Consider the following 25,447-nt stretch of genomic DNA (forward strand, 5'->3'; position numbering starts at 1 on the left):
CAAGCCGCGATCCGCCAGTCCCTGCTTCGGCCGCTGCATGCACCACCACGGATCGACCATGCGCCATTCCACCTTCCTTGTCGTACTGCTGTTGGCTGCCGCTGATGTGCGCGCCCAGCAGGACGATCTGCGCCGCGTGCTTGAACAGGGCAGCGAACTGCGCCACCAGCAGCAGGACCGGCAGCGCCTGCAACAGGCCGAGTCGGAGCGGCCGACCATCACCATCGACGGCAGGACGCTGCGCGTGGAGCGCACCGTTGACGATCTCGGCCAGGCCCTCTACCTGTCACTGCAGCATCAGCAATGGCGGGCCGCCGCGGCGTTCCTCGAGGAGTACATCGAACTGCCGGGGCATGACCCGCTGCTGCGCCATTACGCGCAGGGGGCGTTGGCCCGCGTGGCCGGCGACCATCGTCGCGCGGCGAAGGAGTACGAAGCGCTGCTGGCGGCGCAGCCGGAGTTCCTGCCGGCCCGTCTCGAGCTGGCACGTGTCTATGCGGAAGACCAGCGTGATCGCGATGCGGTCGCGCTGTTCACGGCCATCGCTGCAGGCATCAATGCTGATGATCCGGCCACGGCCGGCGTCCGCGCGCGCGTGGACGGGTACCTGGGTGCCCTGCAGGCGCGCCAGCGCTGGAAAGGCGCGCTGTCCGCCGGCCCCGCATGGAGTGACAACATCAACCGCAGCTCGGCCAGCCGCACCTGCCTGTTCGGCGTAGGCGACGCCTGCATCATCGAACGGAAACTGCCCGACGCCCAGCGCGCAGGGGGCCTCGACTACGACGCCAGCCTGGAACGGCGCTGGGTCCTCGACGGGCATCATGGGCTGTACCTGCGCGGTCTCGCCTTCGGTCAGGCATGGCGCGGGCACCGTGCCTACAACGAGCTCAATGCCAATGTGCAGGCAGGTTACAGCTGGCGCAGTGCGCGGCAGACCGTGCTGCTTGCCCCCAGCTATGACGTCCAGGGCCTGGGCAACCATGCGCTGCAGGGCGGCAGTGGCGTGCACGGCGAATGGCAGTACGCCCTGGATGCACGCAGCCTGCTCAAGCTGGAGGCCGACTGGAAGCGCCAGCGGTATCGCCAGCAGGGCCTGGCCAGCAATTATGACGGCGAGCTGGTATCGGTGTATGCCACCTGGTTCCGTGCGCTCAATCCGCGCTGGACGGTCTTCGCCGGGCTGGATGTCACCGGCAGCAGCGCTGCCGACCCGGCCAACGGCTACCGCCAGCGCGGCTTGCGGCTGGGCGCGGCGCGGCAGTGGAGCGGCACCACGGCCACGGTGTTCGTGTCGCTGCGCCGCCGCGACTACGACGCCTGGAGTCCATTGCTGGAGGCGCGCAGGCAGGACGACGAACAGAACCTGATCGCCATCGTGCGCAGCGAGCGGCTGGCGGTGGCCGGGCTGGTGCCCAGCCTGGGCCTGCGCTACGCCCGCATCGACAGCAACGTCGGCTGGCTGTACAGCCACGACCGCAGCCTGCTCAGCCTGAAGTGGGAGCGTGTGTTCTGAACGCGCCGCTGCAATGCCCGGGTGAACGGGCCGTGGCGGCGATCTTCATCGATCATCACGCGCCCTTGTAGCCCGTTTCGCGCATCCTGCAGGCGTTGCGGCAGAGGTGCGCCGCGTGTATCGAGGAGCGCGGGTCGTGCTGGAAGCGGGCAACAAGCCAGAGGGCCTGAAAGGGCTGCGGGTGCTGGTGGCGGAAGATGAATTCGCCATCGCGATGTTCCTGGTGGACTATCTGGAACTGAAGGGGGCGCAGGTGGTGGGACCGGCCGGTGACCTGCAGGCGCTGGGGCGTCTGGTCGATGAGAACCCCATCGATGTCGCCCTGCTGGACATCAACCTGGGGGGTGAACTGGTCTACCCCTTGGCCGACCGCTTGGCGGACGCCGGCACGCCGTTCATGTTGACCTCCGGCTACGATGACAATCTGCCCAGCCGCTTCGCTGGCGCGCCCCGCTGTACCAAGCCCTATCACATCGAGGCACTGGTGCAGCAGCTGGCACGGCTGGTGGCAGGCCCGCAGGCTGCTGCGGGCATCGCCTGATTGCGCGGCATGTCACACCGCATCCAGGGTCTCCCGGCCGTTGAGCGCCCGGCGGGCATGCCGCCGCCGCTGCAGGCGCATGCGCGCCATGACGGCATGGCCGCCCGTATTGCCCGCCACGACTGGTCAGGCACGCCACTGGGTGCGATCGAGCGATGGCCGCCGCACCTGCGCGCCACTGTCGACCTGATGCTGGCCCACGGCTTCCCGATGATCGTGCTGTGGGGCGAGCAGCTGGTGCAGCTCTACAACGATGGCTATGCCGAGATCCTCGCCGACAAGCATCCGGGCGGGCTTGGCCAGCCCACCCGCGAGTGCTGGCCTGAGGTCTGGCACATCAACGGCCCGATCTACCAGCGGGTGTGGCAGGGCGAGACCATCACCTACGAGGACAAGCTCTATCCGCTGGCGCGGCGGGGGCGGCTGGAGGATGTCTGGTTCACCATCACCTACAGCCCCATCCGCGGTGAGGAAGGGCGCATCAACGGTGTGCTTGTCACCATGTTCGAAACGACCGCCGCGCATGTCGCGCAGGCGGCCCGCGAGCGCGAGGAGCAGAAGCGCCGTGAGAGCGACCGGCGCCTGGCGCTGGCATTCAAGGTGCTGCCGGTGGGCGTCTGCATTGTCGATGCCGAAGGCCGACTGCAACTGTCCAATGACCGGATGCGGACCTATCTGCCCACCGGCAAGGTGCCGTCCACCGATCGTCCCAACCACTACCGCTGGCAGGGATGGCACCCCGACGGCTCGCGCATCGAGCCCCATGATTTCGCCATCGCCCGCGCCCTGCGGGGGGAGACGGTGGTCCCTGGCCTGGAGTTCCAGTTCATCCATGACGACGGGCGCGCCCGCTGGACACGCGTCGCCGCTGCGCCGCTGCGCGATGCAGACGGCGAGGTGACCGGGGTGTTCGCCATTGCGGTGGATATCGACGACCTCAAGCGCGCCACCGAGCGCCAGGCGGTGCTGCTGGCCGAACTGCAGCACCGGGTCCGCAACATCATGTCCACCATCCATGCCCTTGCCTGGCGGACGCGCAGTACCGTGGCCAGCGTGGACGAGTACGCCGAGCGGCTGTGCGGGCGGTTGATGTCGCTGGCGCGCACGCAGAGCCTGCTGACCCGCGGCGGCAATGCCGGGGTCTGCCTGCGCGGGATGATCGAAGAGGAAGTGTCGGCGCAGATGCCGGGCACGGGCCTGTGCGAGCTGCACGGTGAGGACGTGCTGCTGCCACCGAAAGCGGCCGAGGTGCTGTCGTTGGCCATCCATGAGCTGGCGAGCAACGCGCTGCGCTATGGCGCGGCCGCGCGCGCGGCGGGGCGGATCGAGGTGTCCTGGCATCTGCAGGTGCAGGACGCCGAACCGTGGCTGGGCCTGCACTGGTGCGAGCGCCATGCCGACGTGGAGGGCTGGGAAATGCCACGCCAGCGCGGCCTGGGCCGGGCGCTGATCGAGCAGCGCGTGCCCTACGAGCTGGCTGGCAGCGGCGAGCTGCACTTTGGCCCACAGGGGCTGGATGCGTGGATCCGCTTCCCGCTGCGCGAACGCGACAGCCTGCTGCAGACCGACGCTCCGGACACCGCGCCCCTGCGGTAAAAGGGGATTTATCCCCAATTTGGCCAAATTGGGTATAGTGTCGCTCATCCACCCCGCCTGGAGCCGTGCCATGACCCTGCCGCTGGATCTGCCTGGCCTCGAGAAGGCCCCGGCCTCGTCGGTGAAGACCCGGGGCTGGCCGAGCCTGATGCGCACCGTGCGCGAAAAGCAGGCGCTGGTCATCACCAACCACAACCACCCGGAAGCGGTGATCGTGGACATCCGCACCTACCAGGAACTGCTGGCCAAGGCCGCCGGCGGTGATGCCGGTGAGCGCAGCGAGGAGCTGCAGCGCCTGCGCAGCGAGTTCGACCGGACCTTGGCCGGGCTGCAGCGCGGGGAAGGGCTGGGCAAGGTGCTGGGCCAGCCGATCCGGCGCGGCCGCAAGGTCACCCTTGGCCGTCCGCTCTGATCGATGGGACGCATCCTGGCGTTGGCCGGTGTCAATGGCGCCGGCAAGAGTTCGCTGCTGGGCACCTGGCTGGACGCCGAAGGGCTGAGCTGGTTCAACCCGGACTCGTTCACCCGCCGCCTGGTCGACGCCGGCTGGCCGCTGCCGGACGCCAATGCCGAGGCCTGGCAGGAAGGCACCCGCCGCCTGCGCCAGGCCATGGCCGATGGCACCGACTTCGCCTTCGAGACCACGCTCGGTGGCAACACCATTCCGCGTCTGCTGCGTGAGGCCTGCGAGCGGCACCAGGTGGCGATCTGGTTCTGTGGGCTGGCCGATGTCGGGCTGCACGTCGCCCGTGTGGCCGCGCGGGTGGCCGCCGGTGGCCACGATATTCCGGTGGAGAAGATCCACGCGCGTTTCGATTCGGCGCGCGCAAACCTGCTGGAGCTGCTGCCGCACCTGGCCGAGCTGCATGTCTACGACAACAGCGCGCCGGCCGATGCCGACGGCTGCGTGGTGCCGCTGCCGGTATTGGCCATGGCTGCAGGCCAGCTGCATTACCCGGTCGCAGTGGCCGACCTGTTGCACACGCCGGGCTGGGCCAAGCCCATCGTGATGCGCGCGATGGAATTGGACACCCCGGGTGATTGATGCCGCACGGGGTGCGGAGTCGAACCCATGCTCGGCTGATCCCCTGCAAGTCAGCCGAGCACGGGCTCGGCTCTACAACGCCGGCTTCGCCTGCTCGGGCTCGGCAACGTCCGGCAGCGGCGGCAAGGTCGGGTCCACCGTCACCGGCACATCGCTCTTCAACAGCGCGGCTGCTTCCTTGTCGCTGCCAACCGCTGGCGGTGAACCGCGCAGCGGCAGGCCGGCGGTTTCCTTCACGAACAGCATGGTTACCAGGCCGATCACCGCCGCGCCCATCAGGTAATAGGCCGGCACCAGCGGGTCGCCGGTACGCTCCACCAGCCACGCGGTCACCAGCGGCGTGGTGCCACCGAACAGCGACACCGACACATTGAAGGCGATCGACAGCGCGCTGTAGCGCACCGGGGTGTAGAACAGCGCCGGCAGCGTGGACGGCATCGAGCTGGTGAAGCACACCAGCGCCAGCCCCAGCAGCATCAGGCCGAGGAAGATCAGCCCGTCGTTGCCGCTACCGACCAGCAGCAGGCACGGAATGGCCAGCACCAGCAGCGCGATGCACGCACCGATGATCATCGGGCGCCGGCCCAGCCTGTCACTGAACAACCCGCCGACGATGTTCAGCGGCATCATCACCAGCATCACGATGATGATCAGCAGCAGGCCCTTGCTCTCGGCATAGCCCATCGTGACGCTGAGGTAGCTGGGCATGTAGGTCAGCAGCATGTAATCGGTCACGTTGAACACCAGCACCAGGCCCATGCACACCAGCAGCTGGCGGCCATGCACCTGGAACAGCGCGCCCAGCCCCGGCCGCTCGTGCTCGCGCTTCTCGGCTTCCTCGGCGAAGGCGCGGAACGCCGGGGTTTCCTCCAGCTTCATGCGCATGTACAGGCCGAGCAGGCCCAGCGGGCCGGCCACCAGGAACGGAATGCGCCAGCCCCAGTCCAGCATCTGCTCGCTGCTCAGCAGCATGTGCAGCGCGGTGACGGTGCCGGCGCCGGCGATGTAGCCGCCCAGCGTGCCGAACTCCAGCCAGCTGCCCATCAGGCCGCGGTTGCGGTCGGTGGAATACTCGGCGATGAAGGTGGCCGCGCCCCCGTATTCGCCGCCGGTGGAGAAGCCCTGCACCACGCGCGCCAGCAGCAACAGCACCGGTGCCCAGATGCCGATGCGCTCGTAGGCGGGAATCAGGCCGATGGCAAACGTGCCCAGCGCCATCAGGATCATGGTGAACGCCAGCACTTTCTGGCGGCCGTAGCGATCACCCAGGGGGCCGAACACCAGGCCGCCCAGTGGCCGCACCAGGAACGCCACGGTGAAGGTGGCGAACGCAGCGATCACCTGCGCGGTGGGGTTGCTGGAGGGGAAGAACACCTGGCCGATGGTGACGGCCAGATAGCCGTAGACACCGAAGTCGAACCACTCCATGGCATTGCCGAGTGCGGCCGCGCCGACGGCGCGCTTGAGCATGGGCTTGTCGACGACGGTGATCTCATCGACCTTCAGGTGGCGGCGGCGTTTGAACCAGCCGAAATGGGCGTGTGCATCGGGGGTGTCCTGCATGGGGGCTCCCTTGTAGGCAGAAGAGGGGAAATGAGCGGTGAGGTAGGTCCCGGAAATCGGAAACGGCGATGCAGGCGCAGGTGGCGCAGGGGCATCGGTGAGTGGCGTGGGGGCCGGGGAATGTGTGCAGGCACGACGCCACGCGCACGGCAAAGCACCGCCGCAATGGCGGAAACGCAGCAACGGGATCACAGCGGTCGCGCAATCAGCGGCCGGCGGTCACAGCAGCGTGGGGAGTGCAGGCCGAGGGCCTGCGGGCGTCATCCGCCAGGATCCAGCGCGAGGCGGTGGAACGGCAGGGCGGGAGCCATCGTGGCAAGCGAAGCGCCGGTCGGCAGTGCTTCCCACGTAACAGGTGCGCCCGTCACGTAGTGGGTCGTGTCGATCATTCGTTCATCATAGCGGCATCGGCGTGAGCATGCAGCGAAGCGGACTGATCTGCACGCTGTGTTCCATCGCGCCTGTTCATCCGCGCGGCATGCAATGACAAGTGTTGAACGAACTCTGGCCGCAGCGCTCACGCGACGCTGTCTACGGTAGCGCTGAAGGCAATCGAGAAGGAGCATCGCATGACCCGTCGCATTCCCGAAGGCACGTTGATCATCGTCGCCGATGGCGGTTCGGCCCGCGTGTTCACCAACGTCGGCAGCGAACATCAGCTGGCGTTGAAGCAGGAAGGTGAGCTGCGCCTGCAGGACATCAGCGAGCAGGGCGTCTCTGGTCAGGGCCCGGCCGGCGCGGTGCCGAAGGACATGTCCATTGCGCAGCTCAACGAGGCGACGTTCGCCAAGCAGGTGGCGGAGCAGTTGAACGAAGATGCGCTCAACAACCGCTATGCACACCTGGTGCTGGTGGCAGACCCGACCACGCTGGGCCGTATCCGCCCGCTGCTGCACAAGGAGGTCCAGGCGCGTCTGCTGGGCGATATCGCCAAGGACCTAACCAACGCCCCGCTGGCGGATATCCAGAAAGCGCTGGCGGCGTAACCGGCATGCCGTTCATGCGTGACTACCCGGCGGCGGAGCCAGCAGGCGCGGACGTGGAAGCCCAAGCGGGCTGGCAGCTGCTGGAGTTCGGTGCACCCTGGTGTGGCCATTGCCAGGCCGCGCAGCCCGCACTCCAGGCGTTTGTGGACGCCCACGATCTTGTGCATTGGAAGATCGAGGATGGCAAGGGAAAGCCACTGGGGCGTGCGTTCAAGGTAAAGCTGTGGCCCACCGCGGTGTTGCTGCATGACGGCCAGGAAGTGGCGCGCGTGGTGAGGCCGGTCGACAGCGCCGACCTCGCCACCTTGCAGGACGCATTGCCAGATTGAGGGCAGCAATCGCTGCGTGCGGTGCGCACGGCGCCGAGCGGGCTCGGCTGCAGGGCGGGCTAGTGATAGGTCACCTTTTCCGCTTCCGCACGCAGCTTCTGCAACAACGACCGGCCATGCTGGCTCAGCATGACCATCGCGTTGGCGATCTGCCTGGCGTCGTAGCCCATTGGCGCGGGCGGCTTCGGCTCGGGGCCGTACTGTTCACCGATGAGAATGGCCATGCCTTCTGCACTGTTGAGGGCGTGTTCGATGCGCTGGAAGAGCGACTCCATGGCCGGGCTGAGCGGACGCGTGTGTTTCATGCGGGAACTCCTTGGGTGCGAGGGCCACCGCAAGGGTGGCGGGCGATGCGTGCTTGGAACTCCCGGAAGGAACAGAGAAAACCGGAAGGCCTGACGGCCACACGCAGCGCCCGCCGTAGTTACGACGGGCTATCTCTGTCCTTCTTTTCGGGGGTTCCAATCCCGGCAGCGGGATGTCCGCTGCGGCGCAATCCTGGGCAGATCGAGGCGCTGCGCACCAATTGATGGTTTGTCTCGCTTTGTCCCGTTCGGAAGGCGCGGTCTTTCAGAAGTGCATGTCTGGACATCCATTGCCGTATCGGCACCGATCGGGAAGCGGGAGACCGGAAGGCTATGAGGTGATTCGTCGCGCGGCCATGCAATTACGTGCAAAGCATCGTGCCGGTTCCGGCGGCCGCACTGCAGCATGCGACAGGGCAGGGCCGGTGCTAGGATCCGACTACCACCTGAATCGATCCAAATGCCGATGCCCACGCTGGACCGTCGTCTCCTGATCGCTTTCGTCGCGACCGCCATGCTTGCCTCCGGGGCGGTGCTGGCGGCTCCGTCGAAATCCGCCGAACGCGCCTATGGCTCGGTCGACCCGTTCATCGGTACCGGCGGGGAAGGCCATACCTACCCGGGGGCGACGGTGCCGTTCGGCATGGTCCAGCTCAGCCCGGACACGCGCATCCAGCCGCGCGAAAAGGCCTATGGCTGGGCGGCGGGCTACCGTTACGACGACAGCAGCATCGTCGGTTTCTCGCACACGCATTTTTCCGGCACCGGGCATTCGGACCTGGGCGACATCCTGCTGATGCCGTTCACCGGCAACCCCGGGCTGGAGCGCGGCGATCCGGAGAAGCCGCGCAGCGGTTACGCCTCACGGTTCCGCCACGCTGACGAGAAGGCCGAGCCGGGCTACTACGCGGTCACCCTGGACGACTACAAGGTGCGTGCCGAGCTGACCACCAGTGCGCGCGTGGGCGTGCATCGCTACGCCTTCCCCAGAGGCACCGACGCCAAGGTGCTGCTGGACATGCGTACCAGCATGTACGACTACCCTGGCAAGGTGCTGTGGTCGCGGGTGCGGGTGCGCGCCGATGGCACGGTGACCGGCTTCCGCGAGACGCGCGGCTGGGCGCCGGGTCGCCAGCTGTATTTCGCGATGCGTTTCTCGCGGCCGCTGGCCGGCGATGAGCTGCACAACACCGAGCAGGACATCGTCTACAAGGGCTTCCCGCCGCCGGGCGAGAAGGATCCGGCCCAGCGCGCCCAGATCGAAGGCCGGCAGCTGGTCGGCACCTTCAACTTCGGCAAGCTGGACGCACCGCTGGTGGTGAAGGTAGCCATCTCGCCGGTCAGTGAGGCCGGTGCCATCGCCAACCTCGACGCTGAAGTGGCCGACTTCGACTTCGATCGGGTGCGTGCGCAGGCGAAGCAGGACTGGACGCAGGCACTGTCCGTGCTCGATATCGATGCCCCCGAGCATGCGCGGCGCAGTGCCTATACCGCGCTGTACCACACGATGCTGGGGCCGACGCTGTTCATGGACGCCGATGGCCAGTACCGCGGTTCGGACAACGCGGTGCACAGGGCCGACGGCTTCACGCACTATTCGACGTTCTCGCTGTGGGACACCTACCGCGCGCTGCACCCGTTGCTGACGCTGGTGCAGCCGGAGAAGCGCAACAGCGACTTCGTCAATTCGATGCTGGCCCACCATGAGCACAGTCCGTACGGCATGCTGCCGGTGTGGTCGTTCCATGGCCTGGAAGACTGGTGCATGATCGGCTACCACGCCGTGCCGGTGATCGCCGATGCCTACGTGAAGGGCATTCGTGGCTTCGACGCCGACAAGGCATTGAAGGCGATGGTCGAGACCGCCAACTACGGCCCGTATGACGGTATCGCGCAGTACCGTGAGCTGGGCTATGTGCCGATCGACGAGGAAGGCGAAGCGGCCAGCAAGACGCTGGAGTACGCCTTTGATGACTGGACCATCGCACGCATGGCGCAGGCGATGGGCAAGGCCGATATCGCGGCCACCTTCGACAAACGCGCGGGTAACTGGCGCAACGCGTTCGACAAGGACACCGGCTTCATGCGCGCGCGCAAGCGCGACGGCAGCTTCCGTACGCCGTTCGACCCCAGCGCCAGCGGCTACGGCACCGACTACACCGAGGGCAACGCCTGGCAGTACTCGTGGTACGTGCCGCAGGACGTTGCCGGCCTGGCGGCAGCCCACGGTGGCAGCGACAAGCTGCTCGCGCGCCTGGACGAGGTGTTCAACGCCAAGGTGGATCCATCGATCTTCGAGCACATGGAAGACATCACCGGCCTGATCGGCTGGTACGCGCACGGCAACGAGCCCAGCCACCACGTGGCCTACCTCTATTCGTACGCGGGCCAGCCATGGCGCACCCAGGCGCGGCTGAAGCAGATCATGGACACCCAGTATGCCGACCGCCCCGATGGCCTGGCCGGCAATGATGACGTTGGCCAGATGTCGGCCTGGTATGTGTTCACCGCGCTGGGCTTCTACCCGGTGGCGCCGGGCTCGGGCGAGTACATCCTGGGCCGTCCGTTCCTGCCCAGGACCGCGATGCGTCTTCCGAACGGCAAGACGTTCACCATCGTGGCCGAGGGCCTGGATGACAAGCACACCTATGTGGGCCGCGTGAGCCTCAACGGCAAGCCGCTGCAGCGCACCTTCCTGCGCCATGACGAGATCCTGGCTGGCGGCGAACTGCGCTTCAGCATGCAGGCCGAGCCGAACAAGGACTGGCCGGGGCAGGGCGCGCAGGCGCCGTATTCGATGAGCCGGTGATGCGCACGTGGTAGGTGCCGACCTTGGCCGGCACGCTTCACGGGTGACCTGGAACCTGCAGAGCCGAGCCCATGCTCGGCTGCTTTTGGCACGGTGCCTTAGCCGAGCATGGGCTCGGCTCTACAAGGGCAGTTCGACAAAGGTCAATGGAAACGCAACCCGACGCGCGCGCCACCGAGCGGCGCCGTTTCGATCATCAATATCGCGCCATGCCGCTGCGCGATCTCGGCCACGATCGCCAGCCCCAGCCCGCAGCCATCTCCCTCGCTGCTGGCCCGGTAGAACCGTTCCGTGACGCGCGCGCGCTCGGCTTCGGCGATACCTGTACCGTCATCGTCCACCCACACCTGCACGCCCTCGGCATCCCGCTGTAGTCCCAGGGTGATCACACCGGGCACGGCGCCGTAGCGCAGCGCGTTGTCCAGCAGGTTGCCCAGCGCCTCGCGCAGCAACTGCGGATCACCCTGTACCTTCACGCCGTCGTCGGGTCCGTCGTAACCCAGGTCCACGCCCGCCACCAACGCACGGTCGGCGTAGCGCTCGACCACGCCCCGTGCCAACGCGGCCAGATCCAGCGGCTGCAGCGGCAGTGCGCTGCCCTGTGGATCTTCCGAGCGGCTGAGCATCAGCAGCTGGTTGACCAGGTGCTGCAGCCGTGCCAGCCCGGCCAGCGTGCCGGACAGCGCCAGCTGCTGGGCCTGCGGATCCTGTTGGCGGAGTGAGCTCTCCAGCTCCACCTGCATTGCCGCCAGCGGCGTGCGCAGCTGGTGCGCCGCATTGCTGACGAAGCGCCGTTGCGCGGCCTGCATCGCGTCCAGCCGTTGCAGCAGTGCGTTGTAGGCTTCGACCGCCGGCCACAGTTCGCGTGGGGCTTCCTGCGCGGGCTCCAGTGGCGCCAGCGGGTCAGGACGCGGGCTGGCCAGCCGCCGCGCCACCTGGTTGGCATGGCGTGCAGCCGCGCCGGTACCGGACCAGGCCAGCCACGCGGCCAGCGCGAGGATCGCGGCCTGGAACGGGATGCTGGCCAGCAGCAGCTTGCGCTCCAGCCGGTGCCGCTTGCGCAGCGTCTCGGCCACGCGCAGGCGGATATCGTGGCCCGGCCCAGCGCTGACCACGACCTCGACCATGCGCACCGGCTGCCCACGCAGGCGCGCGTCGTAGTAGACGGCATCGTCGCTGCCGGCAGCGATCGCGGGGCGGGGCAGCGCTTCGGGCAGGTCCCCATACAGGCGCCCGCCGGCAGCGTCGACCACTTCGCCATGCACTTCGTCAGCGGTATCCCAGGTGAACATGCGCGACACCGCGGGCGTGATCTCGATCGAGGCACGCCCGTCCTGCACCTTCACCAGCTCGGACAACGACATCGCCGAGTCCAGCAACCAGCGGTCATAGACCTGGCCGGCATAGAAGCGGGCCAACGCGAATGAACCGATCGCGCTGCACAGCAGCAGCACCAGCAGGGGCAGCCACAGGCGGCGCAGCAGCAGGCCACGCAGGCTGTGCACACGCTCAGTCACCACCGGCTTCCAGCCGATAGCCCAGGCCACGCAGCATGCGGATGCCGACGCCGGCGCGCGCCTGTTCCAGCTTGCGGCGCAGGCGGCTGACATGCACTTCGATCACTGACAGGTTGGCCTCGTGATCCCAGCTGTACAGCGCGTCGAACAGGCGCTGCTTGGTGACGGTGCGGCCAGGATGCTGCATCAGTGCCTCGACCAGCGACAGCTCGCGCGCGGTCAGTTCGATGCGCTGGCCTTCCACCTGCACTTCATTGCGGATGCTGTCGAAGCACAACCGGCCCAACCGCTTCTGCGCCGGTGCGTCGCTGCGGCGACGCGACAGCGCACGCAGGCGGGCTTCCAGCTCACCGAGTGCAAACGGCTTGGCGAGATAGTCGTCGCCACCGCGGTCAAGGCCGAGGATGCGGTCCTCCACGCCATCGCGCGCCGTGAGGATCAGCACCGGCAGTGTGACGCCGTCGTTGCGCAGGCGCGAGAGCAGGTCGAGGCCATCGACGTCGGGCAATGAAAGATCGAGCACCATCACGTCATACGGCGCGCTGGCCATTGCAGCCGGCGCGTGCAGCCCGCGCGAAAGGTGGTCGCACAGATGGCCGGCGCCCTGCAGGGCGCGGATCAGTCCATCGGCCAGGGCGGCGTCGTCTTCGATCAGCAGGATTCGCATTGCAAGCTTCGTGCAAGGTTGGGGCAAGTTTGGCGCAAGTGCGTCACCTTACCGTGACGTGCATGAATTTCTCCCGTCGTCTTGCGGCCCTGCTGGCCGCCCTTTCGTGCGCGCCTGCGGCTTCGGCGCTGTCCTTGCAGGATGCACAGCGTGCAATGGAAGCGCACAACCCGGACCTGCGCGCGGCGGCATTGGAACTGCGTGGGGTGCAGGGCGATGCGCTGACCGCTGCGTTGCGGCCAGCGGCCGAGCTGTCGATCGGCAGCAGCAAGATCAGCCCGAAGCACGGCATCGGCCCGGGGCGCTGGCAGGACAAGCGGGTGGACAGCACGCTGGGCCTGGGCTGGACCTGGGAGCGCGGTGGCAAGCGCGCATTGCGCATCCGCCAGGCGGACGCGCTGCTGGAAGTGGCCGGGCTGGACATGCTCGATACCCGGCGCCGGCAGCAGGTGGCACTGCATGAAGCCTATTTCGGCCTGAAGGGCGCGCAGGAGCGGGCGCAGATTGCCGAGGCCAACCGCCAGAGTTCGGCCGAACAGATGGCGGCGGCCGACAAGCAGGTGGCCACCGGGGCGATGGCGCCGGTGGATCGCGCGCGGATGGCGGTGGACCATCTGGCGGTGGCCGATGCGGCGCGCGAGGCGGCCCTGGATCTGCGTGACGCGCGGCATGCGCTGGGCCTGCTGCTCGGCAGCGATGACAGCCGCGACCTCAGTGCCGATGACCCCTGGCCGGATGCCAGCAGCGTGGCCAGGGTGCGCGCGTTCGATCCGCAGCAGCGTGCCGATCTGCGCGCGGCACGCTCGCGCCTGGCCGCCGCCGACGCTGGCGTGGCCCTGGCACGTAGCGAGCGCCACCGCGACATCCAGCTGGGTGTGGAGGCCGAGCGCGAGCCCACCGATATCAGCGGTGTCACCTGGGGCGTGTCGTTGACCATTCCGCTGGGCGGCCCGTCGCGCGCACGCGGCGCGATCCAGCGTGCCGAGGCCGACCGGGACAGCGCCGCGCTGGAACTGCAGCTGCTGCAGCGCGAAGCACACGCTGAACTGGACCAGCTGCAGGCCAGCGTGCAGTCCGCCGCGCAGCGCCGCAGCGATTACGAGGGGCTGCAGTCCGACGCTGCGCGCAAGGCGGTGGAGGGCATCGAACTGGCCTATCGCCGTGGCGCCGCCAGCCTGACCGATCTGCTCGACGCGCGCCGCAGCTGGCGCGAGTTCGAGGCCGCGCTGATTGATGCGCGTGCCGACCATGCCATTGCCTTGGCGCGCTGGGAAGCGGCCACATCCGTTGCTGAAGGAGAGTCCCGATGAAGTCCACCGTCGCCCATCGCCCGCGGGCGCGACATGCCATGCTGCCGGCCCTGCTGGCGCTGGCCCTGCTGGGCGGCTGCGGTCGCGAACCGGCGTCGTATACCGAGGATGCGCCGCAGGTCAGTGCCGGCCAGATCCTGTTTCCGGCCGGCAGCCGCCAGCTGGATGTGCTGCGCAGCGAGCTGGTGACCGCCGGTGCCAGCGCCAGCCTGCAGCTGCCGGGCCGGGTGGTCTGGGACGAGACCCGCTCCAGCGCGCTGCGCACCCCGCTGGCGGGGCAGGTGGCGCGCATCGAGGCACAACCGGGGCAGAAGGTGAAGGCCGGCCAGGTGATCGCCTGGATCACCTCGCCCGAGTTCGGCCAGGCGCAGGCGGAGGGCGTGCGTGGCCGTGCCGAGCTGCAGCTGGCACGCCGGGAACTGGACCGCACCCGCGAACTGCACGCGGCAGGGGTGGCGTCGGGCCGTGAACTGGACGAGGCCGAGGCCAGCTTCGCCGGCAGCCAGGCCGATCACGCGCGCGCGACCGCCTTCGCCAGGGCGTATGGCAACGGCCAGCACGTCGACCAACGGCTGCCGCTGCGCGCACCCATTGATGGCGTGCTGGTGGAGCGGCGGATGAGCCCGGGCATGGCAGTCAGCCCCGACAGCGAACAGCCGCTGGCGATGATTGGCGATCCTGACCGCCTGTGGTTGCTGCTGGATGTACCGGAGAGCCTGGCCGGACGCTTGAAGGCGGGCATGCAGGTGAGCGTGCCCGGCGCCGATGGGCAGCCGCAGCAGGCGACCCTGCAGCACGTGGATGACTTCGTCGACAGCGAACGCCGCGTGGTGCAGGCGCGCGCCGAACTGGACAACCGTGCGCGCGGTTTCAAGGCGGGCCAGTACGTGCGTGCGCAGGTGGCAGTGCCGGCCGGGGGCGGTGTCTCGCTGCCCGATGCTGCGGTACTGCTCATCGACGGCAAGCAGGTGGTGTTCGTGGAGGAGGCCAAGGGCCGCTTCGCGCGCCGCGCCGTGCGTGCCGAGGAACTGGGCGATGGCCGCCTGTGGGTGCGCGAGGGCCTGGCCCAGGGCGCCAGGGTGGTGGTCGAAGGGGGCCTGTTGCTGCAGCAGCTGGTCGACAGTGCGCCCGCAGCCGCCAGCACCGGGACGGGGCATGCCGCGCCATGATCGATCGCCTGATTGCCTATTGCCTGCGCCAGCCGCTGATGGTGATGCTGGCGCTGCTGCTGTTCATCGGCGCTGGCATTGCCGCGTTCCGCGTGCTGCCGGTGGAAGCCTTTCCGGATGTGTCCGACACCCAGGTGACGGTGGTATCGCTGCACCCGGGCCGGGCCGCGGAGGAGGTGGAGCGCGAGGTGACGATGCCGCTGGAAGTGGCACTGTCCGGCATCCCGCATTCGGTGCGGGTGTTCTCGCATACGCAATTCGGCCTGTCGATGATCATCCTGACCTTCGACGACAAGGCCGACGATTACTTCGCGCGCCAGCAGGTGCTGGAACGCCTGCAGGGCGTGGAGCTGCCCGAAGGGGTGACGCCGGAGCTGGAGGCGATGAGCTCGGCGGTGGGCGAGATCTACCGGTACGTGCTGAAAGGCCCGCACCTGACACCGACCCAGCTGCGCACCGTGCAGGAATGGACGATGGAGCGCAGCCTGCGCCCCGTGCCGGGCGTAGCCGATGTGATCAGTTTCGGTGGCTTCGCGCGTACTTTCCAGGTCAAGCCGGACCTGGACAAGCTGCGTGACCGCGGCATCAGCCTGGCTGAGTTCGCCGAGGCGCTGGAGAAGGGCAGCTCGAACGCAGGCGGCGGCTACGTGGAACGTGGCCAGCAGCAGTTCCTGATCCGCGGCGTGGGACTGATGCGTTCGCCGGCCGACATCGGCAACGTGGTCGTGGCGCAGCGCAGTGGCACGCCGATCCTGGTGCGCGACCTGGCTGGCATCGCCGATACCGGCCTGCCCCGGCAGGGCCTGGTCGGCCAGGATGACAACGACGATGCGGTGTTCGGCATGGTGCTGATGCGCAAGGGCGAGAACCCGTCCGACGTGCTCGACGCCCTGCATGCGCGCATCGCCGAGATCGAAGCGAACCAGCTGCCGGCCGGGGTCAGCATCGAGCCGTTCTACGACCGCTCGTGGCTGGTATCGACCACGCTGAAAACCGTCTTCAGCAACCTGCTGGAAGGCGCGGTGCTGGTGTTCCTGGTGCTGTGGCTGTTCCTGTACAACGCCCGTGCCGCGCTGATCGTGGCGGCGATGATGCCGCTTGCGCTGCTGTCGACCTTCCTTGGCCTGCATCTGTGGGGCGTGCCGGCCAACCTGCTGTCGTTGGGTGCGATGGACTTCGGCATCATCATCGATGGCGCGGTGATCGTGACCGAGCACATCGTCTCGCGATTGTCGAAGCTGCCACCTGCGGCCGACCGTAAGACACGGTTCTCGACCATTCTTTCGGCAGCGTCGGAAGTGGGCCGGCCGACGTTCTTCTCGATGCTGATCATCATCGCCGCGCACATCCCGATCTTCACCCTGCAGCGCCAGGAAGGCCGCATGTTCGCGCCGATGGCGTACTCGGTGACCTCGGCATTGATCGGCGCGCTGATCCTGGCGCTGACCGTGGTGCCGTTGTTCTGTTACTGGTGGCTGCGGCGCGACCGCATGCGCGACGGCAATCCGCTGATGGACCGCCTGACCGGCTGGTACCGGCCGGTCCTGGAGCGCGCACTGGCCCGCCCGCGTGCGGTAGTGCTGACCGCGGTTGCGCTGCTGGTCGGCACGCTGGCATTGGGCACGCGGCTGGGTTCGGAGTTCCTGCCCGAGCTGGACGAAGGATCGATCTGGCTGACGGCCACGCTCGACCCGAGCACCAGCCTGGGCGAAGCGCAGCAGCAGTCGCGGCGCATCCGTGAGCTGGTCGGCAGCTTTCCGCAGGTATCGACGGTGGTGGCCAAGCTGGGACGCCCGGAAGACGGCTCCGATGCCAAGGGCGCCAACCAGATCGAGGCGCTGGTGGCGTTGAAGCCGGAGAAGGAATGGCCGAAAGGCGTGGGCAAGCGACAGCTGGTGAGCGACCTGCAGCGCACGCTGGAGCAGCGCATTCCGGGCCCCGAGTTCTCGATTTCGCAGCCCGTGCGCGACAACATCCTGGAGAGCATCTCGCAGATCAAGGGCCAGGTGGTGATCAAGGTCAGCGGCTCGGATCTGGACGTGTTGAACCAGCAGGCGCAGGCGATCCTCGGCCAGGTACGCGGCGTGGAGGGCGTGGAGAGCGCCTTCATCGACCGCGACGGGTCATTGCCGCAGCTGCAGATCGAGATCGACCGCGACCGCGCCGCGCGCTATGGCCTGAACGTACGCGACGTCGACGAAGTGATCGAGACCGCACTGGGCGGGCGCCAGGTCGGCGAGCTGTGGGAGGGTGACCGCAGATTCCCCATCACCCTGCGCCTGGACGCTGCCGATCGTGACCTGCAGCGGCTGCGTACGGTGCCGGTTGGCATCGGCGATGGCCACACGGTGACGCTGTCCGACGTGGCCGACTTCCGCATGGCCAGCGGCGCGATCAACATCTCGCGCGAGAACGCGCAGCGGGTGAAGGCGGTGAGCATCTTCATCGCCGGCCGCGACATGGGCAGCGTGGTGGCTGACATGCGCAAGCGCGTGGATGCCAGCGTACAGCTGCCGGAAGGCTATCGGCTGGAGTGGTCCGGCGAGTTCGAGAACCAGCAGCGTGCGATGAAGCGGCTGGGCTGGGTGATTCCGCTGTCGGTGCTGATCATCTTCGTGCTGCTGTTCGATGCCTTCAAGGACATCAGCAGCGCCGCGCTGATCCTGGCCAACGTGCCACTGGCGATGATCGGCGGCATCCTGGCCCTGTGGCTGACCGGCATTCCGCTGTCGGTGTCGGCGGCAATCGGCTTCATTGCATTGTTCGGGCAAGCGGTGCTGAACGGCGTGGTGATGCTCAGCCGCTTCGCCCAGTTGCGCGAGCAGGGCATGGACCTGCTGCAGTCGGTGGTGCAGGGTTCGCTGCAGCGCCTGCGCACGGTGCTGATGACCGCACTATTGGCGATGTTCGGCCTGCTGCCGATGGCCACCTCGCATGCGATCGGTGCCGAGACCCAGAAGCCGCTGGCGGTGGTGGTGATCGGTGGTCTGCTGTCGGCGATGCTGCTGACCCTGCTGGTGTTGCCGACGCTGTACTACTGGGTGCATCGCCGCCGCGAGGCCCGCATCGCGTGACCTACCTGTAGAGCCGAGCCCACGCTCGGCTGCTTCTGGCCTTTGCGCGAAGAGCAGCCGAGCATGGGCTCGGCTCTACAAGGGCGTCGCGCCATGCGTGGATGCCACCTGTGCGATCTACACCATCCCGCCGTTGGCGCGCAGCACCTGGCCGTTGATCCATCCGCCATCGGCACCTGCCAGGAACCCCACCGCACCGGCGATGTACTACTGGGTGCATCGCCGCCGCGAGGCGCGCATCGCCTGACCTACCTGTAGAGCCGAGCCCACGCTCGGCTGCTTCTGGCCTTTGCGCGAAGAGCAGCCGAGCATGGGCTCGGCTCTACAAGGGCGTCGCGCCATGCGTGGATGCCACCTGTGCGATCTATACCATCCCGCCGTTGGCGCGCAGCACCTGGCCGTTGATCCATCCGCCATCGGCACCTGCCAGGAACCCCACTGCACCGGCGATGTCCTCCGGCGTGCCCAGCCGCTCCAGGGGGTTCATCTTCGCCAACCGCTCGATCAGCTCGGGCGATTTTCCATCCAGGAACAGATCGGTGGCGGTCGGGCCCGGCGCCACGGCGTTCACGGTGATGTTGCGCCCGCGCAGCTCCTTGCTGAGGATTGCGCCCATCGTCTCCACCGCCGCCTTGCTGGCCGCATACACGCTGTAGTTCTCCAGCCGGATGCCGACCACGCTGGTGGACAGGGTGATCAGCCGGCCACCGTCGCGCACCCGTCGCGCGCTTTCGCGCAGCACGTTGAAGGCGCCCCTGAGGTTGATGCCGATCACCCGCTCGAACAGGGCGTCGTCGGTATCGGCCAGTGGTGCCAGCTGCAGCACCCCGGCGCTGTTGACCACCACGTCGATGCCGCCGAAACGGGCTTCGATGGCGTCGAAGAGCTGGCGCACCGCCTGCGGATCGGACACATCGGCCTGCAGCGCGATGGCCTGCGCGCCGGCGGCGTTCAGTTCGGCCGCCAAGGCTTCGGCGTCGTCGCGGCGGCCCGCATAGTTGATCGCGACCGCGTGGCCATTGGCGGCGAGCCGACGCGAGATGGCGGCACCGATGCCACGGGATCCGCCGGTGACCAGGGCGACAGAGCGGGCGGGGGAGAGGGTCATGGTGACTTCCACGGGGACACGCCGAAGTGGCGCAGCGCCATCTTCGCGAAATCGCGCTTTCGGATAATCCTGCATAATCCGCCAACATCATCCGGATAGCCGAACAATGGACCGCTTCACGGCCATGCGCGCCTTCGTCCGTATCGTCGAGCGCCGCAGCTTCACCCGGGCCTCCGAGGACCTGGGCCTGCCGCGGGCCACGGTGACCGACGCGATCAAGGCGCTGGAACAGCGGCTGGGCGTGCGCCTGCTGCACCGGACCACGCGGCTGGTGGTGCCGACGCTGGAAGGCGAGGCCTTCTATGGCCGTTGTCTGCGCCTGATCGCCGACATGGACGACGCCGAGGCCGCCTTCCGTGATGCGCCGCCGCGCGGCCCCCTGCGCATTGAGGTGCATGGCACGCTGGGCCGGCACCTGCTGTTTCCCCATCTGCCGGAGTTCCTGCAGCGCTACCCGGAGATCGAACTGGAGGTCAGCGAAGGCGACCGCTATGTCGATCTGCTGCGCGAAGGCGTGGATGCGGCGCTGCGGGTGGGGACGCTGGCCGACAGCGATCTGGCGGCGCGCCGGTTGGCGATGCTGCGCGAGGTCACGGTGGCCGCGCCGGGCTACCTGCAGGCCAAGGGCGTGCCAGGCAGCATCGAGTCCCTGCTGGGCGGCCATGAAATGGTGGGCTATCGCTCCAGCGCCACCGGCCAGCTGATCCCGCTGGAGTTCCAGCAGGGCGGGCAGGTGCGCTACGTGCCGCTGCCGGTGCGGGTGCGTGTGTCCGGTGCGGATGCGTTCCTCGGCGCCGCGCTGGCGGGCCTGGGCATCATCCAGGCTCCGCGCTACCGGATGGACCCGTATATCGCGCGCGGGCAGCTGGTGGAGCTGTTGCCGGACGCGCCGCCGACCCCAAGCCCGTTGAGCCTGGTCTACCCGCGCAACCGCACGCCGTCCCCACGCTTGCGGGTGTTCATCGACTGGGTGGCCGGGGTGTTCGAGCAGGCCGGAGGTGCCGGCCAGCGGCCGGCACTACCGGAGCGGCACGCGAAGCTGTCCGACCGCACGCGGTAGTGCCGGCCGCTGGCCGGCATCACAGCGCTGCCAGCGGCCCCTGCATGCGATGGAAACTGCCATCGGTGGCGGTGAACCAGGCCAGCGAATGCCCGCCCGCGAAGTCATCGACATGCACGACCGTAGCGCCATCGGCTTCCTGCCACGAAATGGCATAGACCCCGTCGCTGATCCGCTGCCACTCACAGGCGGCTTCGCCCTGCGCACCGGCATAGGCGCCGGAGACGATGGCGTACTGCACGTGGCGGCCATCGGCGCTGTAGACATTGTCGGCGGCCAGGCCGTCATAGCTGACGCGGAAGCGGCGGCCGGCGAACACGGGAAGGTCAGCGGCGGTGTTCATCGGATTGCCACCGGGTTGATGTTGACCTGGGTCGAACCGACGTACAGCGGCTGGCCGAGTACGAACAGGAATTCCCAGGCCTTGTCGCGCACCAGGGCACGGCTGTCGATCAGCTCCAGGTTGTAGATGCCACGCTTGGCCAGCATGTACTGGTTGATCGGGAACTCCTCGGCACCGTTCGGGTTCGGGTAGACCTCCGAGGCCCAGGTGTCGCCACCGAAGGCGACGATGCCCTGGTCGGCCAGCCACTTCGCCGCCTCCATGCCGATACCCGGTTCCACTTCCAGGAACTGTTTGTCGTCCTTGCCGATCAGTTCCAGCCAGCCGGTGTTGAACAGCACCACGTCGCCCTTGCGCAGGCGCAGCCCCTGCTTCTTCAGCACGGCCTGGATGTCGGCCACGGTGAACTCGGTGCCGCCGGGCACGATCGCCTTGCCGTAGTACGTGGTCATGTCCAGCACGACGCCACGGGTGACCATCGGCGGCACCTTCTCGACGCCGAGCTTGCGCACCCCGTCCACGGTGACGAAGTCGGCGGCCTTGTTGCCGTTGTAGTAGACGTTGTCGATGCCGATATGGCCGATGCCGTTGAGCTGGGTGCCAACGCCGGTCCAGGCGTTCACCAGTTCATCGTTGAAGGTGAACTTGTTGGGGCCCAGCGACTTGCCAGCCTGCTGGCCGACCTGCACGTTGTACAGGCGGAAGCTGCGGTGGCGGAACGCGGGCAGGTTCTTGTCCACCGGCACCGCCAGCGGATAGGTCTTGCCGGTCCTGACCAGCGTGACCGCGTGCTTGACCACGTCGGCGGTCAGCAGGTTGGCCGCGCCAATCTCGTCGTTGGCGCCGTAGGCAGAGGGGTACCAGTCCTCGGCGGTGGCCTGGAAGGACAGCGGCAGGGTGGCCAGCGCTAGCGCGGCCAGGGTCTTCATCTTCATGGCAAAGCTCCGGTAACTGTCAGGCCGTCGCGGGGGCGGCAAGCGGGGCATGCGGCGCAGCGGCGCTGGCATGGGCCGGGAAGTGCGGCAGCACGTACTCGGCGATTTCGTGGAAGGTTTCGGCCAACGGCCGTTCGTTGCGGCGGAACTGCAGGCCGATGTGGTCGACACCGGCCGCCTGCATGGCGTGCAGTTCGGCCAGCAGGGCGTTGCGGCCGCCGCGCAGGCCGAAGCGCCAGCGCTGCAGAGGAGCATCGGCATCGGCCACCAGGTCCAGGTGGATGAAGCTGGCATAGGGCTTGTTGCCGGCCACGGCGCGCCAGGCCGCCACGCGTTGTACATGGTCCTGCGGCGTGCCCGGGTAGGCCAGGCAGCCATCCATGTGCTGGCCGATCCACGCCGGTTGCTGCTGGGCCAGGCCTGCCACGAACAGCGGCAGGGCCGGGCCATCCGCGGGCAGCACGTCCAGGCCCTGCGGCAGGTGCGCGGCGGCGCCTTCGCGCAGCAGTGCGATCTGCTCGCGGAAGCGGCTGCCACGGCTGTCGAAGTCGCGGCCGAACAGCGGGTACTCCACCGGGCGGTCGCCACTGGCCACGCCCAGCAGCAGGCGGTCACCGCTCAGCCGCTGCACGCTGCGTGCCGACTTCAGGGTCAGCAACGGCTCGCGGATCGGCAGCACCACCGCGCCGGTACCCAGCAGGATGTGCTCGGTGATGCCGGCCAGGTAGCCGAGGTAACTGAACACCTCGAACACCTGTGCGGCATCGCCGAAGGCCGGGTCGTACACCGGCACGTCGCGTACCCACAGCGCACGGAAGCCAAGGCGGTCGGCCAACCGTGCCAGCTCCGCATGGCGCTGCAGGTCCGGTTCGCCGGGCAGGCGTCGCGCGGCGCGTCTTGCCTGTTCGCCCAGCGGCGTCCAGTCATTGTCCAGCGGTGCTTCGATGCCGATGCTGAAACCACCGGCCTGCAGCCGCGTCAACGCACTGCCCATGGCGAGGCTCCTCAGTCCCAGGCCGGGGCCAGGCCCGGCGGATCGACTTCGCGGCCGTTGCGGTCAAGCGCGGCGATCGCGGCCATGTCATCGGCATCCAGGTGCAGGTCCTGGGCAAGCAGGTTGCTGGCCAGGTTCTCGCGCTTGGTCGAGGACGGGATGACCGAGTAACCCCGCTGCAGCGCCCACGCCAGCGCGACCTGGGCGACGGTGGCCTGGTGCTTGTCGGCGATGGCGGCCAGCACCGGGTCCTTCAGCACCTTGCCGTAGGCCAGGGTCATGTAGGAGGTGACGGTGATGCCTTGTTCCTGCAGGAAGGCAGTCAGTGCCGGGTTCTGCAGGTAGGGGCTCAGTTCGATCTGGTTGGTGGCGATCTCGCCGGCGCCGACCACCTCGATGGCCTGCCGGGTCAGTTCGATGTTGAAGTTGGACACACCGATCTGCCGGGTCAGGCCCAGCGATTTGGCTTCGGCCAGCGCGGTCATGTACTCGCGCAGTTCAACGCCATTGCCCGGCGCCGGCCAGTGGATCAGCAGCAGGTCGACGTACCCGGTGCGCAGCTTGGCCAGGCTGTCGCGCAGGCTCGGGATCAGCTTGTCGGCGGCGTAGTTGTCCACCCAGATCTTGGTGGTCAGGAACAGCTCGTCGCGCGGGACGCCGGATTCGGCGATGGCCTGGCCGACCTCGGCTTCGTTGCCGTAGATCTGCGCGGTATCGACCGCACGGTAGCCGACGTCGAGGGCGTTGCGCACCGAATCGATGACGATCTGGCCGGTCAGGCGGAAGGTGCCGACGCCAAAGGAAGGAACGCTCATGATGGACTCCAGGGACTTCGTTGAGAGCCGGTGGGCTCGGGACAGGGCGAAGTGTGGGCGCTTTACATTTGTTGATTAAGCCGTGTATACGGGAAACGCTTTTGCGCCGAGGTAAAAAATGAAAACCACCCTGGATGAGCTGAAGGCCTTCGTGGCCGTGGTCGACAGCGGTTCGATCACTGCCGCGGCCGAAGAGCTGGAGCTGACCATCTCCGCCACCAGCCGCACCCTGGCGCGGCTGGAGGACAAGCTGCAGACCACGCTGCTGCGGCGGACCACGCGGCGGCTGGAGCTGACCGAGGAGGGAGCCGCATTCCTGGAGTACGCGCGCACGATCCTGGCCACGGTGGACGAGGCCGAGGAACAGATGGCCGCGCGGCGGCTGCAGCCGGTCGGGCGCCTGCGCGTAGACGCCGCCACGCCGTTCATGCTGCACGTCATCGTGCCGTTGCTGGAGGGCTTCCGCGAGCGCTACCCGCAGGTGGAGCTGGAGCTGAATTCCAATGAAGGCATCACCGACCTGATCGAGAAGCGCACCGACGTAGCGTTCCGCATTGGCGTGCTGCGCGATTCCACCCTGCATGCGCGGCCCATCGGCCACAGCCGCATCCGCGTGGTGGCCAGCCCCGAGTACCTGCGCCGGCGTGGCACGCCCACGCGGGTGGAGCAGCTGCGCGAGCACGACCTGCTTGGCTTCACCCAGCCCAGTTCGTTGAACGAATGGCCGCTGCAGGATGCCGATGGCGGCCCTTTCGTGATTGAGCCGGCGATTGCTTCGTCCAGTGGCGAGACACTGCGGCAGATGGCGGTGACCGGGCTGGGCATCGCCTGCCTGTCCGACTTCCTGACCCGCCAGGACCGGCGTGACGGCCGCCTGGTGCAGTTGTTCGCCAAGCAGACGCAGGAGGTGCGCCAGCCGATCAACGCGGTGTACTACCGCAACACCGCGCTGGCCGCGCGCATCACCTGTTTCGTCGACCACGTGACGCAGACGCTCGGCCAGCGTCCGTTTGACGAATAAGGCGGCGTAGCGCCGGCCGCTGGCCGGCTGCCGGGTCCCGGGGGCTGCCGGCCAGCGGCCGGCACTACCAACTGTGTATCACCTGATGCGTGGCCCATGCATGGAGGGGTAGAGCCGGCCGCTGGCCGGCTGCCGGGTCTCTGGGGCTGCCGGCCAGCGGCCGGCACTACCAGCTGTGTATCACCTGATGCGTGGCCCATGCATGGAGGGGGTAGAGCCGGCCGCTGGCCGGCTGCCGGGATCCCGCAGCTGCCGGCCAGCGGCCGGCACTACCGGCGGTTGTGCAGCGCGCGCCGGTTGCCGATGTGCGCGCATGCCAGCAGCACGCCACCACCAGCTGTCGCCACGCCATGCCAGAGCAGTGATTCCTTCAGCGGCAGGTATAGCGAGGCCGGCAACAGCAGGAGGGCGCCGACGCAGGCCAGCCTTGCAGGTCGCCAGCGCCCATGCCGGTGAACCCCGGCCGAAGTGCTCGCCAAGGCCAGCGACGAGGCCAGCAGCGCAAACAGCCATTCCCAGCGCGACATCATCAGCAGAAACGTCATCGCGCCATGGCCGGGGTGCTGGAACGAGCGCAGCGCCATCATCGCTGCCGGCACGAAGGCCAACAGCAGGGGCAGGGCGATGCAATGGGCGGCGCAGGCCAGGGACAGCCAGGCCCCGGCTAGATCGAAGCGGGGGTGCCAGCGTGCCGAAGCTGGCGGCTGGGCCAGGGCCCTTGCAGGCGTCGTGGGGATGTGGTCCATA

Annotated in this window: 23 protein-coding genes and 1 pseudogene; 13 read left to right on the top strand and 11 right to left on the bottom strand. The window is 68.0% G+C overall.

Annotated features, from left to right (window positions below; all coding sequences use genetic code 11):
• Positions 1-58 precede the first annotated feature (58 nt).
• The 5 genes from ACUVWL_RS05675 (at position 59) to ACUVWL_RS05695 (ending at position 4,695) form a co-directional block, all read left to right on the top strand.
• Entirely contained in the window at positions 59-1,513 is a 1,455-nt protein-coding gene (locus tag ACUVWL_RS05675) for a porin family protein (protein ID WP_329767872.1), read from the top strand.
• Between the two features lie 136 nt (positions 1,514-1,649).
• Positions 1,650-2,054, top strand: coding sequence for a response regulator (locus tag ACUVWL_RS05680; protein WP_014647345.1), 405 nt, complete (start codon positions 1,650-1,652; stop codon positions 2,052-2,054).
• Positions 2,055-2,063: 9 nt separating this feature from the next.
• Positions 2,064-3,650, top strand: a complete 1,587-nt coding sequence (locus tag ACUVWL_RS05685; protein WP_329767871.1) for a sensor histidine kinase — start codon at positions 2,064-2,066, stop codon at positions 3,648-3,650.
• Positions 3,651-3,720: 70 nt separating this feature from the next.
• Entirely contained in the window at positions 3,721-4,062 is a 342-nt protein-coding gene (locus ACUVWL_RS05690; protein ID WP_445978904.1) for a type II toxin-antitoxin system prevent-host-death family antitoxin, read from the top strand.
• Between the two features lie 3 nt (positions 4,063-4,065).
• Positions 4,066-4,695 carry a hypothetical protein gene (locus ACUVWL_RS05695; RefSeq protein ID WP_014647342.1) on the top strand — a complete coding sequence of 210 codons (630 nt, stop codon included), beginning with the start codon at positions 4,066-4,068 and terminating at the stop codon, positions 4,693-4,695.
• A gap of 72 nt (positions 4,696-4,767) precedes the next feature.
• On the opposite strand, the gene proP is transcribed toward ACUVWL_RS05695, so the two are convergent.
• On the bottom strand, positions 4,768-6,258 hold the full coding sequence (gene proP, locus ACUVWL_RS05700; protein WP_046430926.1) for a glycine betaine/L-proline transporter ProP: 1,491 nt from the start codon (positions 6,256-6,258) through the stop codon (positions 4,768-4,770).
• A 569-nt stretch (positions 6,259-6,827) separates the two neighbouring features.
• Between proP and ACUVWL_RS05705 the strand changes: the two genes are divergently transcribed.
• Both ACUVWL_RS05705 and ACUVWL_RS05710 read left to right on the top strand, forming a co-directional pair.
• Positions 6,828-7,244: a host attachment family protein gene (locus tag ACUVWL_RS05705; protein WP_014647339.1), complete on the top strand. Its 417-nt coding sequence runs from the start codon at positions 6,828-6,830 to the stop codon at positions 7,242-7,244.
• 5 nt (positions 7,245-7,249) lie between these two features.
• Positions 7,250-7,573: a thioredoxin family protein gene (locus ACUVWL_RS05710; RefSeq protein ID WP_053495407.1), complete on the top strand. Its 324-nt coding sequence runs from the start codon at positions 7,250-7,252 to the stop codon at positions 7,571-7,573.
• Positions 7,574-7,632: 59 nt separating this feature from the next.
• Here the strand turns inward: ACUVWL_RS05710 and ACUVWL_RS05715 are convergent, their stop codons facing one another.
• Complete coding sequence (locus ACUVWL_RS05715) at positions 7,633-7,878, bottom strand: hypothetical protein (protein ID WP_445978905.1); 246 nt, start codon at positions 7,876-7,878, stop codon at positions 7,633-7,635.
• Positions 7,879-8,338: 460 nt separating this feature from the next.
• Between ACUVWL_RS05715 and ACUVWL_RS05720 the strand changes: the two genes are divergently transcribed.
• Positions 8,339-10,687, top strand: a complete 2,349-nt coding sequence (locus ACUVWL_RS05720; protein WP_445978906.1) for a GH92 family glycosyl hydrolase — start codon at positions 8,339-8,341, stop codon at positions 10,685-10,687.
• A gap of 143 nt (positions 10,688-10,830) precedes the next feature.
• On the opposite strand, the gene ACUVWL_RS05725 is transcribed toward ACUVWL_RS05720, so the two are convergent.
• Entirely contained in the window at positions 10,831-12,204 is a 1,374-nt protein-coding gene (locus tag ACUVWL_RS05725; RefSeq protein WP_262093851.1) for a sensor histidine kinase, read from the bottom strand.
• Positions 12,197-12,871: a response regulator gene (locus ACUVWL_RS05730; protein ID WP_241886908.1), complete on the bottom strand. Its 675-nt coding sequence runs from the start codon at positions 12,869-12,871 to the stop codon at positions 12,197-12,199. The genes ACUVWL_RS05725 and ACUVWL_RS05730 overlap by 8 nt, the downstream gene beginning before the upstream one ends.
• Positions 12,872-12,933: 62 nt before the next feature.
• On the opposite strand from ACUVWL_RS05730, the gene ACUVWL_RS05735 reads away from it, so the two are divergent.
• From ACUVWL_RS05735 to ACUVWL_RS05745, 3 genes are read left to right on the top strand one after another with little or no spacing between them, the layout of a single operon-like run.
• Positions 12,934-14,181 (top strand): TolC family protein, encoded by a 1,248-nt coding sequence (locus tag ACUVWL_RS05735; protein WP_053495411.1) that lies wholly within the window; start codon positions 12,934-12,936, stop codon positions 14,179-14,181.
• Positions 14,178-15,350 (top strand): efflux RND transporter periplasmic adaptor subunit, encoded by a 1,173-nt coding sequence (locus ACUVWL_RS05740; RefSeq protein ID WP_014647332.1) that lies wholly within the window; start codon positions 14,178-14,180, stop codon positions 15,348-15,350. Before ACUVWL_RS05735 ends, ACUVWL_RS05740 begins: the two co-directional genes overlap by 4 nt.
• The gene (locus tag ACUVWL_RS05745; protein ID WP_445978907.1) at positions 15,347-18,424 is read left to right on the top strand and encodes an efflux RND transporter permease subunit; all 3,078 of its coding nucleotides are present in this window, start codon (positions 15,347-15,349) and stop codon (positions 18,422-18,424) included. Before ACUVWL_RS05740 ends, ACUVWL_RS05745 begins: the two co-directional genes overlap by 4 nt.
• Positions 18,425-18,541: 117 nt before the next feature.
• Here the strand turns inward: ACUVWL_RS05745 and ACUVWL_RS05750 are convergent.
• Both ACUVWL_RS05750 and ACUVWL_RS05755 read right to left on the bottom strand, forming a co-directional pair.
• A pseudogene (locus tag ACUVWL_RS05750) lies at positions 18,542-18,628 on the bottom strand (3-ketoacyl-ACP reductase); the annotation flags it as partial.
• Positions 18,629-18,788: 160 nt separating this feature from the next.
• Entirely contained in the window at positions 18,789-19,532 is a 744-nt protein-coding gene (locus ACUVWL_RS05755) for an SDR family oxidoreductase (protein WP_142234819.1), read from the bottom strand.
• A 106-nt stretch (positions 19,533-19,638) separates the two neighbouring features.
• Between ACUVWL_RS05755 and ACUVWL_RS05760 the strand changes: the two genes are divergently transcribed.
• Positions 19,639-20,592 (top strand): LysR family transcriptional regulator, encoded by a 954-nt coding sequence (locus ACUVWL_RS05760; protein ID WP_445978908.1) that lies wholly within the window; start codon positions 19,639-19,641, stop codon positions 20,590-20,592.
• A gap of 19 nt (positions 20,593-20,611) precedes the next feature.
• On the opposite strand, the gene ACUVWL_RS05765 is transcribed toward ACUVWL_RS05760, so the two are convergent.
• Genes ACUVWL_RS05765 through dkgB form a run of 4 tightly spaced genes read right to left on the bottom strand, consistent with a single transcriptional unit; the run spans position 20,612 to position 23,679 of the window.
• Positions 20,612-20,935, bottom strand: coding sequence for a MoaF-related domain-containing protein (locus tag ACUVWL_RS05765; protein WP_169411111.1), 324 nt, complete (start codon positions 20,933-20,935; stop codon positions 20,612-20,614).
• On the bottom strand, positions 20,932-21,870 hold the full coding sequence (locus ACUVWL_RS05770) for a cyclase family protein (protein WP_142234817.1): 939 nt from the start codon (positions 21,868-21,870) through the stop codon (positions 20,932-20,934). The genes ACUVWL_RS05765 and ACUVWL_RS05770 overlap by 4 nt, the downstream gene beginning before the upstream one ends.
• A gap of 19 nt (positions 21,871-21,889) precedes the next feature.
• The gene (locus tag ACUVWL_RS05775) at positions 21,890-22,864 is read right to left on the bottom strand and encodes a TIGR03571 family LLM class oxidoreductase (RefSeq protein ID WP_445391714.1); all 975 of its coding nucleotides are present in this window, start codon (positions 22,862-22,864) and stop codon (positions 21,890-21,892) included.
• Between the two features lie 11 nt (positions 22,865-22,875).
• Positions 22,876-23,679 (bottom strand): 2,5-didehydrogluconate reductase DkgB, encoded by an 804-nt coding sequence (gene dkgB / locus ACUVWL_RS05780; RefSeq protein ID WP_445978909.1) that lies wholly within the window; start codon positions 23,677-23,679, stop codon positions 22,876-22,878.
• Positions 23,680-23,797: 118 nt separating this feature from the next.
• Between dkgB and ACUVWL_RS05785 the strand changes: the two genes are divergently transcribed.
• On the top strand, positions 23,798-24,700 hold the full coding sequence (locus tag ACUVWL_RS05785; RefSeq protein ID WP_111206306.1) for a LysR family transcriptional regulator: 903 nt from the start codon (positions 23,798-23,800) through the stop codon (positions 24,698-24,700).
• A 269-nt stretch (positions 24,701-24,969) separates the two neighbouring features.
• Here the strand turns inward: ACUVWL_RS05785 and ACUVWL_RS05790 are convergent, their stop codons facing one another.
• On the bottom strand, positions 24,970-25,446 hold the full coding sequence (locus ACUVWL_RS05790) for a MerC family mercury resistance protein (RefSeq protein ID WP_197604682.1): 477 nt from the start codon (positions 25,444-25,446) through the stop codon (positions 24,970-24,972).
• Position 25,447: the final 1 nt, after the last annotated feature.

It is taken from the genome of Stenotrophomonas muris (assembly GCF_052751275.1).